The 13,635-nt window shown below is 46.4% G+C and carries 10 protein-coding genes; 2 read left to right on the forward strand and 8 right to left on the reverse strand.

Annotated elements, in window-relative coordinates:
* The first annotated feature begins 181 nt into the window (after positions 1-181).
* On the forward strand, positions 182-379 hold the full coding sequence (locus tag BO26_RS12640; RefSeq protein ID WP_036771860.1) for a DUF7706 family protein: 198 nt from the start codon (positions 182-184) through the stop codon (positions 377-379).
* A gap of 271 nt (positions 380-650) precedes the next feature.
* Here BO26_RS12640 and BO26_RS12645 read toward each other — a convergent pair whose 3' ends face one another.
* On the reverse strand, positions 651-971 hold the full coding sequence (locus BO26_RS12645) for a hypothetical protein (protein ID WP_036771863.1): 321 nt from the start codon (positions 969-971) through the stop codon (positions 651-653).
* A complete protein-coding gene (locus tag BO26_RS12650; protein ID WP_236637451.1) occupies positions 971-4,999 on the reverse strand; it encodes an RHS repeat-associated core domain-containing protein in 4,029 nt (1,342 codons plus the stop codon). The genes BO26_RS12645 and BO26_RS12650 overlap by 1 nt, the downstream gene beginning before the upstream one ends.
* On the opposite strand from BO26_RS12650, the gene BO26_RS24100 reads away from it, so the two are divergent.
* Positions 4,965-5,399: a hypothetical protein gene (locus BO26_RS24100; RefSeq protein ID WP_477707031.1), complete on the forward strand. Its 435-nt coding sequence runs from the start codon at positions 4,965-4,967 to the stop codon at positions 5,397-5,399. The two genes, BO26_RS12650 and BO26_RS24100, sit on opposite strands and share 35 nt — an antisense overlap.
* On the opposite strand, the gene BO26_RS12655 is transcribed toward BO26_RS24100, so the two are convergent.
* From BO26_RS12655 to BO26_RS12680, 6 genes are all read right to left on the reverse strand, one after another.
* Positions 5,387-5,806, reverse strand: coding sequence for a DUF1795 domain-containing protein (locus BO26_RS12655; RefSeq protein ID WP_036771867.1), 420 nt, complete (start codon positions 5,804-5,806; stop codon positions 5,387-5,389). The two genes, BO26_RS24100 and BO26_RS12655, sit on opposite strands and share 13 nt — an antisense overlap.
* A gap of 57 nt (positions 5,807-5,863) precedes the next feature.
* Positions 5,864-7,759, reverse strand: a complete 1,896-nt coding sequence (locus BO26_RS12660; RefSeq protein ID WP_036771868.1) for a type VI secretion system Vgr family protein — start codon at positions 7,757-7,759, stop codon at positions 5,864-5,866.
* 727 nt (positions 7,760-8,486) lie between these two features.
* Positions 8,487-9,230, reverse strand: a complete 744-nt coding sequence (locus BO26_RS12665; RefSeq protein WP_051690970.1) for a 4'-phosphopantetheinyl transferase family protein — start codon at positions 9,228-9,230, stop codon at positions 8,487-8,489.
* Between the two features lie 169 nt (positions 9,231-9,399).
* Positions 9,400-10,428: a fimbrial protein gene (locus tag BO26_RS12670; RefSeq protein ID WP_036771869.1), complete on the reverse strand. Its 1,029-nt coding sequence runs from the start codon at positions 10,426-10,428 to the stop codon at positions 9,400-9,402.
* Between the two features lie 28 nt (positions 10,429-10,456).
* Positions 10,457-12,937: a fimbria/pilus outer membrane usher protein gene (locus BO26_RS12675; protein ID WP_036771871.1), complete on the reverse strand. Its 2,481-nt coding sequence runs from the start codon at positions 12,935-12,937 to the stop codon at positions 10,457-10,459.
* Positions 12,938-12,960: 23 nt separating this feature from the next.
* Entirely contained in the window at positions 12,961-13,626 is a 666-nt protein-coding gene (locus BO26_RS12680; protein ID WP_036771872.1) for a fimbrial biogenesis chaperone, read from the reverse strand.
* Positions 13,627-13,635: the final 9 nt, after the last annotated feature.

The following is a 13,635-nucleotide window of genomic DNA, read 5'->3' on the forward strand; positions in this document are numbered from 1 at the left end:
TTAATACCGGCGGCCAGATTACGGTGAAGGTGATGGACGGTTGTCTGGTGCTCATTCCTGACAGTGAGGCCACGCAACAACAGCATCAGCAGTACCAGCGGCAACAGGTCCAACTGCGGGAGATAAAGCAACAGATGCGGGCGCTGATAACCGGTTTTGTGGGTTAAGGGGAGAGCATAAGATGACGATAGTGATTGAACATTTACAGGACATTCAGTTAACCCACATTGAAGCGCTGGCCTTGGCTCAGCTGGTGAAGCGGCTGAACTGGGCGGAGATACGCGCCTGTGCGATTGATGATGCGGAAGCCTGGGTTATCAAGGCCGCGATAGGGCGGCTCCAGTCGGCACTGGCGTGTCACGGGTATTCACCACGGTAAGAAAGAAACAGGCCGGAAGCGATTCCGGCTTTTTGCGATTTCAGGGAGAAAACAGAATAAAATATCTAAAATATAGCCTATGTATATATTTATCATTAATCTTATATTTTTCTGTATTATTCCTTTTTTTATCTTCTTATTTATTTTATATTTTTGTGGTTTTAAATTATATATTTAATATATAAGACCAACCCTGAAAGATATTTATTTTAAGCATAAAATAACAAGGCTGGAAGATCACGGGGATCTTTCCGGCCTTATTAATTATTAACTACCACTTATATGGATACGCATGATTTGATAAGATTTGCTGCTTAATTTCCTCATCAAGAGGACTATTTTCACGTTTTTCTAAATATTCGACTCTTTTGATTACAAAATTCTTATCTGCTTCTAGAAATTTTGAGAAAACTTTATCCCAATCATCCTTATAACCATACATATTCAACATTTTTTCCAATGCTGAATTTATCAAAGGACTACTTGAATATATCAGTGTTCCAGGATCTTCACATTCAAACTTTATATAAAGGATCAGCTTGATTATTGCATTCACCTCTTCCCTTGCTAATTGAATAGATTCGTGCTTCATTATTTCCCTCCGCACTTTCTGATTTTAACTTGATTATCAGTGAGTTTGAGTCTCGTATCATAATCAAGATGTTCTAATATGGTATATGGGTTTTTACCGGCATACAGAATATTATTCAATTTCAACTTTCCTTCATGAGTATATTCTAATCTAGAAGGTGAACGGATATTTCCTCTTTCCCCTGGGTCTATTTTGAAAATAATCGCATAGTCTCCTCGTCCTATATGATTGGGGTTGTTTATCAATAAATCTCTCATTACATCTTTTGGCGACATCAGTATATCCGTTATATAAACTTTTCCACTGACGTTTGGATTAAGAACACCGCTCTTCATAATGCCGTCAAAGCCAGCTTTATTTGTATAGTGAATAAATACATTTTCACCAGCTAGCCCCAGAGGATCAATCCAGTTCGCCGGATTATGAACGTATGAATACGGGTTCGGACCCCCATTTAGCCCTAGAGGGTCAGTACTCAGGTAGCACGCTGCTTCCGGCAAATAATAGCGAAATCGGTTATAAAATAAACCACTTTCTTCATCAAAAAGTTGCCCGGCAAACCGGAGGCCCGGGTCCAGTTGCGGGTTTTCACCCAGCCCGCTCAGCCGCAGCCCGTACAGAGACTGCTTTGGCTGCCGCCACACCCGCTTGCCTGTCGGGTCGAACAGCGCCAGCGGCTCGCCGGTCGGGGCGCTGACCGCATACTGGGTCTCCACCTCCCCGGCCATCAGTTCCACCCGGTTATCCAGATTCAGCGTGAACTGTTGCGTCTGCTGCGCCACCAGTGCCCAGCCGTCAAACACCAGATGGCGGATCATTTTCAGCCGGCCATGCTGATACTCCCGGATTTCCGCCGGCACATCGCCGTCCCATAAATACGTGGTCAGTTTACCGGTCTGGATACAGCGCTTTTCGGTCCGCCGTCCAAAAGCATCATAGCGATATTCCCACCGGATACCGTCCGGGGTGATGAGACCTGTCAGCTGATTCTGGCTGTTCCAGCGGTATCGGGTCAGCGCCGGACGGTAACCTTCTTCTAAACGCTGTTTCTCCTTCATCCGACCGGCCCGGTCGTACACAAACTTATGTGGGCCAATCCAGTTCAGACGGTGACCTTCCTGATACAGCGTTTCCGCCCTGATTTCCTGCACCCCGTCGAACCGCCGGGACGGGTAACCGCTGGCGTCATATTGATAATGCTCGCGCAGGTTCCGGCTATCACCAACTGACACCACCTGACCATTTCCGTTAAGGAGATAGTGCAGCTGTTGCCTGTCATCATTGGTTGCTGTCAGGTTGAGTGCGGCATCATATTCATACTGACGCGCCAGACCAGCAAAGGTGGGTGTCGGAATATCCGCCAGGTCAGTCTGCCGGAAAAAATGGGGATTACAGCCGGCACGTTGGGCGGTCAACAGGCCCATCAGGTTGTACTGCTGGCGTAGGATGAAACCGCTTTCGGTGCGACGGCCCGTGTCCCGTCCGGCTTCGTCGCGTTCTACTGTTAGAGGTAACAGGTCGTCCAGCGTTAACCCGATCAGCTCCCCGGCCCGGTTGACCTGCATCCGGCTCTGCCAGTGTTCCGGGTGAGTCTGTCCGGCGAACCGGGGCGGCCCTGCTGTGGGTTCGGTTGCGCCGGTCAGCAGCTGTCGCTCCACTGTGCGGTTATCCGGGTAGTGGCGCAGAATTTCGCCGTGCGGCTGAATTTCCCGGACTATCCGGTCTTGTTCATCATATTCAAAAGACAGCGTGTTGTCCGGTGACTCAACCATCAGCAGCCGTCCCACAATATCGTAATGATAATGGGTGGTGCCTTCCGGGGCATGCAGGGCGATCAGCCGGCGTGTCGCATCATAGTCATAGCGGGTCACGGTCTCTTCTCCGTCCCGCTTCTCAATGCAGTTGCCTGACAGGTCATAACGGTAGTGCCAGCGGGTACCGGCATAATCCTGCTCAGTGACCACCCGGCCATCGGTATCCAGGAGGTACGTGTAGTTTTCCCCTTGCGGGTTAATCACTTCAATCAGTTGCAGCGAGTCGGCATCATAGCGGTACTGCCAGCGGTTTCCTTCACCATCATGCCGTGCTACCGGCAGGTCAAATGGCCCATATTCCACCTGCCATGCCACCCCGCGCGCATCGGTCCAACAGGTTAAATTACCATGCCGGTCATGGTGAAAATGTTCCAGATTGTTATCGGGCCGGTCGCTAACGGCCACCCGGTGATGTCGGTCGTAACGCCAGCGCCACAGTGCCCCGGCGGCGGTCATGCTGCGCAGCCGGTCCTGACTGTCGTAGCCGAGGTTAACTGTGCGGCTTTCCTCATCAAACAGTCTGACCAGTCGCTGATGGGTATCATATTCCTGAGTACGGCGGTTACCGTCGGTGTCTTCTTCCGCTGTCACCAGCCCGAAAGCATTACGGGTCAGGGTGGTTTTCCGGCCATCCGGGGCAATAAATCCTTTCGGCTGGCCCTGTTCATCATACAGTTGCAGCCAGGTGCGGTGCAGCGGGTCAGTCATGCCGGTCAGTTGCAGGGTGTCGGCATCATAGCTGTATTGCCAAACCGCCCCAGTTGCATCAGTGAATGAAGTCACCCGACCAGTATCAGCCAAGTAGATCAGGGTCAGGACTTCTCCCATCGGTGACGTCTGTTGTATCAGATTGCCTTGGTTATCATAGTCATAGCGGGTGATACTGCCGCCAGGGGTGTGGACTTCGGTGACCTGATGCTGGTCATTGTAATACCAGGTCGTAGTGTGCCCCTGTGGCGTGGTAGAGCGGGTGAGGCCAGGGGCGTAATCTAGGTGGACTGGATAGAAGCCGCCAGCCCCCACACTGTCAGTACAGCGCCCCTGTTCATCGTAGCGGTAATCCACCCAGGTTTGGTCGCCGTCAGACCAGCGGCTTATCAGGCCCTGCGCGTTGTATTCATAGTACAGGTGGAATTGCTGGGTGCTGTCTGCTTCCGCCAGCTGGCCATTATCATGATAGTGATAGCGGGCCATGACTGCCTGTAACCCTTCATCGGTGCGGATAATCTCTGTTAGCTGCCCGTTCAGGTTATAGCCCAGAGTCAGCACTGGTCCGTCACTGTGGATGACGTCTGTCAGCTGATAGCGGTCGTTATAGACAAAACGTAGTCGGTTGTCGTACACATCCCGGTGTTCAGTGAGCAGCCAGCGCTGCGTGTCGCCGGGGGAAGACGGGGCAGGCAGGGTAAAATATTTTTGTACCGGGGAATCGCGGTGGCGGAGGAGATATCCCGGTTTGTGCCGGCTCAGGGTGAAATCCGGGTGGTCCGGGTTGATACTGTGAGTACAGGTGGCCGGTAACGCAAAATAGAGTGAAGCCCCTTCGGTGGTGCTGATTTCTACTCGGTCGCCGGTGACCCGGACGCATTCGGAAAAGCTGTCGGTCCATCCTGGTCCCAGCAAGCCTTGTTCTCTGGGGGTCCAGCTGCGTAAAAACACCAGCGGTAGGGTCTGACCGAGGGTGATATCCGTGCGCTGGTCGAACAGTTGGCCGGTGGTGACATCAATCGGGTCGCCGGTGAAGAATTTTTTCGTCGCTTCCCAGTAACGTTTCGCGCCCTGAGTCTCTTTAAAGGCGGTTTTGGCACAGGAAATCGTGCCCATGGACAAGATTTTTCCGGCATGCCGGGCACCGGCCTTTGCCCCGTTCAGTACCGCCTGACGACCGGCTTTGGTGAACAGTTTACCGAGGCCCTTAATGGCTCCCCGGGATGGTGGCACCAGAAATTCCACGGCTATCAGAATCGCCCGTTCCCAGGCGGAGAATTCTTCCTCAATATCCAGATAGGTGCCCTGACCGGAGCCGATAAACACGGTTTTAGCCCCGGCTTTGATGGTGGCGCCGCAGACCAGTTTGTCATCTGCCCGGGCCGCCGGGTAGCCGTTGATGAATACTGTTTCACTGCCCTGAGCAATCAAAGATGGAGCGGGATGTTTCGTACAGTCGGCAGTATCGACAGTGGCTCTGGCGGCTGGTTTGCCTTCAATGGACACGTTTGACGAGCCGCTGCTGAGTTTGCCGTCGGGCGGGCCAATACTGTCCACCATGCGGGTGACTGCGGAACTGGCGGCACTGATAACATTCCCCAGAGCTAGTGTGCCGGCAGTGCCCAATGCTATTACCGCAACGGTGGCTAAACCGCCGGTGCCCACCACCACCGCAGCGGCTACGGCAAAGACTGCCGCGCTTATCAGTGCTCCGGTAATGGCGCCAGCCAGCGCACCAAGGAAGCTGGCATGTTTAATCGGGTCGTCCTTGCGGGCTGCTGCCGGGCCTGGTGTTCCCTGTGGCGGGGAAACGGGCGCCGCGTGTCGGGCTCCGACCCGGGCAATTCGGGTGACAATTTCATCACCAAGTGACATGTTATGCCTCCTGCCGGGTCAGACGGCCTGAAAACTGTGGATAACCTCCAGTAGTGCATCTCGCTGTCCCGCTTCAAAGGGGGTGGGGGAGGTGAGGTTGAAGGCCAGTAGCTGTGTGCCGCGGATTTGCAGCACCACGGTCTGGTACATGTCCCCTTCCGGGCTTTTCCATTGGTAATCCAGGCGGCGGGCAGGTTGCTGGCTGAGAGTGATTTCGCTACGTTGGTGTTCCTGGTAACCGGGCAGGTGTGTGCGGAACTGCTCCAGGGTCTGTTCATAGTAAGCGTAGTTATCCATACCGGCTGGCACCGGAGTGCGGTTAACCACCAGGTTAATGCCGCTGTCGTCCGGCAGCACAAAGACATGCATGGATTCATCCCGCCAGTTGTCTGGGATAGCGAGGGTGCCTTCATTCATCTGATACACTGTGTTTTCCATGATTTTTTCCGTTATTTGATTTGGGGCATGCATTAAGGTGTTGAATATCAATACGGGTCAGTTCACATTGACCTGTTTGCCATTGATGGTGATATTGAGTCCCTGAATGCTGATATTGCCGGCGTTGTCGATGGTAATGCTGCCCCCTGCGGTGGCAATTTCGATCCCCCCCGACTGAGAGTGTATCTGAATGTTATTTTTCACGTTCAGCAGACTGTCTTTTTCTACGGTGATTTGACGCAGGCCGGTGATAGCGCTGACTTCATTGCCCGTGACTTCTTTATGGCGGTCATTCCTGATCGACAGTACCTGATTATGGCCGATGCTTTCGGTATGGTCGTTCATCACCCGGGTTTCTCGGTTATTGAGCACCACGGTATTCATATCGCGTTGCGCGTGCAAAGCCAGCTCTTCACTGCCTTTGGCATCTTCAAAACGCAGTTCGTTATAGCCTTCCCCTTTATGGGTTTTTGAGCGGAAAGCCATCTGGGTTTTACTGCCCGGTAACGCGCCCGGCGGGATGTTGCTGGCATGATAGGTCCGTCCGGTGACTATCGGCTGGTCCGGGTCACCATGCAGAAAGTCCACCACCACTTCCTGACCAATACGCGGAATCGCCAGCATCCCCCAGCCCTGACCGGCCCACGGCTGGGTCACCCGTATCCAGCAGGAGCTGTGGTCGTCACTCTGGCCGTAACGGTCCCATAAAAACTGTAATCGGATACGACCATACTGGTCGCAGAAGATTTCTTCCCCTTCCGGACCAACCACTTTGGCAATCTGTGGGCCGTCCATCACCGGCTTGGGCAGTGGCGTTGGACGCCAGTGCTGGTCATAGGGGATAAAAGTGAAGTGGTTACTCATCACTGTGCCTGACTCACTGCTGGCCTGCTCCAGCGCCTGCGGCTGGCTGCCTGTATGGGCAACACTGACCAGTTGCCAGAGCCGGTTGAGGTCAGGGCGCGGATGGTCGGTCAGGGTGAACAGCACGCCCGGTTGCATGGCCGCATCGTTACTGTCTCCGTATCCCATCAGAGCATTGTTGCGCAGGGCTTCCAGCCGGTAGCGGGTAAAATCAGCACCGTGCTGCTCATCTTTGAAGCGACCGGGAAAATCAAAGTGTTCATAACCGGTATACTGGAGGTTGGTTTCCCGCATCTGCTGGCGAAACTCGGCAGCCCAGACGGGATTTTTAAAGGTGTAATCCTTGAGTTCGACGGTAGCCGGACGTACCTGAGCACTGCGGGTCAGGGCGGTGATACACAACGACTGAGCTTGGGCGGCATCTTCCGGGTGATAGGGCAAGACTGGCCCTTTGGCGATGGAGCCGGCATCGTCGGCAAATACCAGCGTATTTTTATGGCCACTAAACTCAAAGAAGTAAAAGATGCCTTCTTCCGCCGTCAGCCGTTGCAGAAAATCAAAATCAGTTTCCCGGTACTGGACACAAAACTCTCGCTCCGGGTGCGGATTACGCAGGCTGAATACCACATCCCGGACGCCGTTTTCTTTGAGTAGGGTGGTAATGATAGTTTTAATGTCCTGCTGCTGAAAGATACGGGAATTCTGGCGCAGAGAGGTGCGCCACATATCCGGACGGATAGTCATTTCGTAACGGGTTTGATGCTTGCCGGTGTTGCCCTGAACAAAGCGCGCGACCATTCCGGTGACGGTACGCTGGACCTTGCCTTCGCGCAGGATGGACAAGGTGGCGCTTTTATCGAGGACGGCGGTGAAATCAATCGCCGGGTCGGCACTGGCTAAGCTGACCTCAAGGCTGAACGGGGTAGAAAAGGCCTCATTCAGTGAAAAGGCGGCAACCACAAAGGTGTGGGACGGCAGGCCGGCGGCGGAGAGGGTAAACTGTAAGCCGCCGGCACTCTGGGTACTGAATCGGTCAGCGGTTTGCTTTAGCGCCCCTGGCAACCCGGCGGCTGTTTTCTGGAATGACATATAAAGTGCTCCTTGTTATTTCTGAACGGCTTCACGTACAGTATTATCAGCCCGGCAACGTTCTGTTATGTGAGTTAAAACTAATCAAGGGGTAAAGAAGTCATCTTGGGAAAGAACATCAATATATACCTGTTATCTTTCAAGTTACCTCTTTGTTGGCTGCACTCACTCACCCCAGTCACATCGTTATCTATGCGCCCGGGGATTCTCTCCCTTGCCGTCGCGATGCATCTTGAAATCTATTGGGTATAGTGATGCAGTATTGCTTGGTCCGCAGCCTCAGAGATGATAAAGACAAGCAACCAATACTTTCATCCGATTAATATATAACGAGGAGAATATAATAAAAAAATTAAAGTGTCTTGGATATTTGATAGATGGATTTCTGTTTAATTTAAAAAAATGTGATTTAAGTCATAGAATACTTCAGGTCATTTACCTTAAGAATAATCCTATTGGCTGAAAAATAGGGGTTTTTTAGGGTTGATTCATGCTTGCTGTTTATTGAGTTTGTATTATGAAATCGAGTCATCTCAAATGATGATGATGGTATAGGCTCATATTAGTCTTTAATAATGCTAAATTACCCATTAAATTTCACTATCATATTAATTGAGGTAATAATCAGGGAAGGCAGATTCATAACGAGTATGGATATCTATACGAACTAAGGCTATTTATCCAGGTGGAAAATCTGAGATAAATAACCACTTTGTATTGTTTCAGGCTACTGAATAATTAGTGTCAATATTTCCTGTGGGTAGATAATAAACTGCCCGCGGAATAGGGTACCTGCTGGATAATGATTAGTCAGTGTCTCCTGCAATTGTAGTGTTATTTCATTATCTTCGAGGGATAGGGCAATAACTTCAGCGACTTCAAATCCAAAAAATCGTTTTACGTGTGGATAGAGTGCTTTAAATAGGCTTTCTTTTACAGAAAATGCCAATGTGAACATGTGTTCAGGGGGTAAATGGTAATTATTTAGGCAGGATATTTCTCTATTATTCAATACCATTTTTATCATTTCGTTCATATTTTGATGGCTGACAATGGTTTCTATATCGACACCAATTAATCGGTTATTGGTTTGCGGTGCTGCCAGTACAATAGTGCGATGAGATGAATGTGAAACAGAACCGCAAATCCCCTGGGGCCAGATGGGTGCGCGATCAGTGCCAGATATTAAATTAAACGCGGGTTGCCCTAATTGTGCTAAAAGTTGGCGGGCACAATAGCGTGCGGCCAGATATTCAGCTCGTCGTTTGTTGACTGCTTTATTTAATTGGGCAGGGAAGGGAAGATTTAACTGTCTGAATAGTTCATCGTGATAATAAGAGAGATCAAAACAAGCCTGCCAGAGATGTACTTGAGGATATTGAATAACCGTTCCATACTCGATTTGAGTGATAAATCCATTACCATCTTTTGGCAGCGTGGTTTGACTGGTATGTATAACTGTTTGTTCCATGTTGATTATCCAGATAAGAAGATGCTATACAGTTTATACCCGTTATCTTTCAAGTTACCTCTTTGTTGGCTGCACTCACTCACCCCGGTCACATAGTTATCTATGCTCCCGGGGATTCGCTCCCTTGCCGTCGCGACGCATCTTGAAATCCATAGGGTATATATTAATATCATTCATATTGAATTGTAAAATGTGCGGTAGCATTAGCTATTCCGCCGGTTATTTTATTTCTGGTTTGGTAATATCGGGCAGTAAAATGAGCGACATAGTCAGGATCTTGTGATGTGCGATTAAGAACCAGAGGATTTTCCAGAGAAACAGGTGTTCCGCCATATAAGATTTGGACACCAATGCCTTTTGCTGTATTTGCATTGTTGCTATTATCTAATCGAATAACACTATCTGGAGTGTCTGTAGGGTTTTTAATCCTTTTTCCTGAAAAGGTAATTTTAGGTATAACATTCTCTACACAATTCATAATTATATCAAAATTAGCATAGCCAGCAGTGGTTCCTTTTCCTTTAAATAAAGAACCTTGTACGTTACCGAAGTTTACATTTCGTAATGGTGTTGTTGTCATGCAACCCATGGTCTTAAATCTATATGTACTTGAATGTCTTACTGAAATTAAATTTAGTACTGGGCTTCCTAATACTGCTAATTTAAACATGACTCCGGAAGATAGTGATTTTCCTGAATGAATTGCCCCTTTCTTATGAAGATAAATACTAACATTTCCTATATCTTTCCAGGTGATTTTTTTTCTTGTTCCAGAGTTATATGAATAGTTATTTCCATCTGTTTTAGGATAGCCTATTTTACCAATATTCCCTCCAGAAATAACGAAATATAAATATAACTTGTCTTCGATGATTTTTAATCCACCAGTGCCATGTTCAGTATTACCCGGTTTTCCAGTAAGAACACTGTCGCCAAACATTAGGGGGATATTTTCTTCATCACATGAAAAAATTGGAGCGTTTACATCAATACCCATTGTTGAGGCTATATGTTCAGCACTGAAAGTTTTGATGTTAATGTCTTTATTATTCGCTTTGTTAATCTCTTTTTCATATTCTTTTAAATTAAAATACAAAGAAATAGGGGTGGCTTTCGGGTTTAATTGACATTCTGCAAATGACTTGTTGCTGTTTAACAGTAGTATAGGAGCAATGAATAACCATAAGTAGTGTTTCATATAAATTCCGGTTGAGAATTATTCTTAATTATTGACAACTCAATGAGGCCAAGATGATACCATTAATTTTTTGGTATTTTTTACTATCAAAATTAATATAACAGTTTTGTTGATCGCCCAAATCAGCTTTTAACTTTGCTGTATCACCAACACCGTTGAGAAAGACTTCTCCTCTTTCATTGACCATACCATTGATATTATTCTCACTTGTGATTATCGTCCCGAATGGGAGTTTCTTACTTTTATGTTGTAATGTTAAAAATACCCGATGACCAACACGAATAGAATAATCAGCCAATACCAGAGCCCCTTTTGTTGGAATAACTTTAGTGGTTGGATTATCAATATCTACGTCAGTACTAAATGTATTGGTATCAAGAGATAAAGCATTCTCGCGATATTGCGATATATAAGGTACAACGGTATATCCTCGCCAGTCTGTACTGATAGAGGTATTATTTAATACTTTTGCATTAGCTGCCCCGGGAGCGCGAATTAAAGCACTGGCACCGCTTTCGCTAATATTTTGTGCCAGGGTAACACCATAAGGATGTGCAATAATTGAGCCCTCTAGTCCATAATTAATACGCTTATTTTTTCTATGATTAGTGGTGTAACCCGCATTTACTGAACCGTATGATCCTCTATAATACAAGCTAACTGTATTACCTGATTCTTTTTCCTTCTCTGATTTTTCGTAGCTGTAATTCTGAGAAACCATATAGTTCAGATTCTGCTGTTCAAGTAAAGAGCCAGATAATGTCATAGTATGTTGGCTGTCGCCATTTGTATTATAAGTGGTATCATAATCTACAGTTGCACTATGATTACCGGATGGCAACCATTTATCCAGAGGAACACTAACATTTAACGAAAAAGTTTGATCGTTATTCATGCCTGAACGATTACGATGGTAATTGTAGTTCAATGATAAGGAGATGTTATGAATATTGGTGTGATAAGACATCATATATGATCGATTCTTGCTGGTTTTATCTTGCCAGTAATCTTGTTGCCAGGCTGATAATGAAAGATTGCCATATTGACCTAAACTTTGTCCCAGGGTTATTTGCATATGGTTTTTCGGCGCACTATTTCTGTTGTTATCAGTAATTGGGTAATTGTTATTAGCATCGCTAAAACTGAAAAAACCATTGGTATTGTAACGATAGCCAGCTAATGTCACCGTGGTATTCGTGGCAGTGAAGCTTTTATTGTAGCGTACCTGATAAGACTGGCCGGTTTTCTTTTCTCTATTTGGGAAATGCGTTTCTGCCTTTGTGACATCTATTGAAACAGTACCAAATAAGCCGAGATTGTGCCCTAAACCTAATGCATAACTCCGATAGTCGGAAGAAGCAATTGTTCCACCATAAATTGTGGTGCTGTCCCATAGCCCGTAAGTGACTTCTGTCTGGACAAATTTTTTTTTGTTGGCTTGTTTGTTGCCACTGAATTTACCGATATTAACAGAATATTTCGTTTGCCCTTTACGAATCGTCAATGGTGAGGCTGCAAAGGGTTGAGTAAATTTTCTGACTTTACCATTTTCTTCATAAATAGAGACCTCCAGATCACCATTTGAGTTGCTGGGATAAATATCGGTAATTTCAAATGCGCCAGGTGGAACAAAAGTCTGATAAATCAGATTATCTTTCTGATGGATTTCTATTCTGGCGTGAGTCATAGCAATACCGCGAACGACAGGAGCAAATCTTTGTTGACTGTCTGGCAGCATTTGACTATCAGACATCAGTTTAACACCATTAAAAGTGAAACTATCGAACACCGTGCTATCAGTTGTTGTTTCGCCCAATACCAATCGGGATCTTAATGGACGAATATCTCGCTCAGCATAAGCTTTAAGTGATTTCCATTCAGATGTTGTACTATTACGGCTATAGTAACTATTATGACGAACGCGCCACGGACCTAAATTAAAGCCACTACGTAAATTCAGGTATTGATTTTGTTCACTTTGATTTTTATTCCAGGATTGCATGCCTGTTAGATTGTAATTGGTAAAAAACATAGGCAAACCATCATCCCACTGATCAGGAGAGATTTCTCCCCTGATTTGTGATCTCATTGCCGCCTGAGGAAAATTCAGCGTTAAAGTAAGATGACTTAAATCCAAATCTGCTGATGCATATTTAATATATTTCTCTGGTTGAGAAATGATTTCCTGTTCAGAAAGTGATGCTAATTCAGGGAAGCTTTCTGTTTTTACCCCAATTTCTTTTAGTAAGCTGACAGATAATTCAGGACAAAGTTTTTCACCACAGTCAATAAAGGATAGGTTTTTGATGCCAATATCCTGTTGATTGACGATAACATTCACTTTATAGATACCCGGAATGTAACTATCTGTTTGTGCCAAACTGTCCAGATTAATGTTTTCTCTGTCTTCATCTGATAATTGTAATGCATTTATATCAAAGTACAGCTCTGCATATGCTGGCAATGATAAACAATAAGCGAGTAAAGCAAAGCTGATTATTCTTTTCACAATACACTCATCAGATAATATTATTAGAAATTAAACAGGCGCTCTTCCGTTATGCCACCGTAATCATTAATAGCCGTCAGCATCACGCTTTTTATATTACTTTGGGCCGGAAATACCTTGTGACCAAAAGGTGGAATAAATCCTGGTCTGGCTATTAGTTTGCCATCGATTTTCATCTCACTAAGATTAATGTAATAAGCTGTGGGATTAGTTAATTGAACACTATTGGCATTACGTGATGCTGCCAAACGATGAATAGCATTATTCGCATCATCATCAGATAGCCCAGTTGGGCGATAAATCAGTTTGATAATGTTTTTGATCGTTATAATCATCTTGCTGTTGTCATTTTTTTCAACCGCCGGAATTGCATTGACATTGAGCAAAAATATTGATTCCCGATCTGATGGTAGATAATTTCCCACATATGAAACACGGATTTGATGCTCGCTTTCCTTCGCCACCTTAAACAATGGTGGAGTAATAACGAACGGTACTTTGTTTTGACTGTTATCGATATTATCTACCCACGATTGAATAAGATAAGGTCTTTCTGTATCTGAGTTAGTGATAGATATAGTGGCTTCTTTTTGTGAGCCATTATAGATAAGGCGGGTTCCGCCGAGGGTTATTCCTGCCTGTGCCTGAAATACCAATATGATAAGAAAAAGCGAAATAATAAAACGCAATGTTTTTAC

The sequence above is a fragment of the Photorhabdus australis DSM 17609 genome, from assembly GCF_000711895.1.
GTDB classification, from domain to species: Bacteria; Pseudomonadota; Gammaproteobacteria; order Enterobacterales; family Enterobacteriaceae; genus Photorhabdus; species Photorhabdus australis.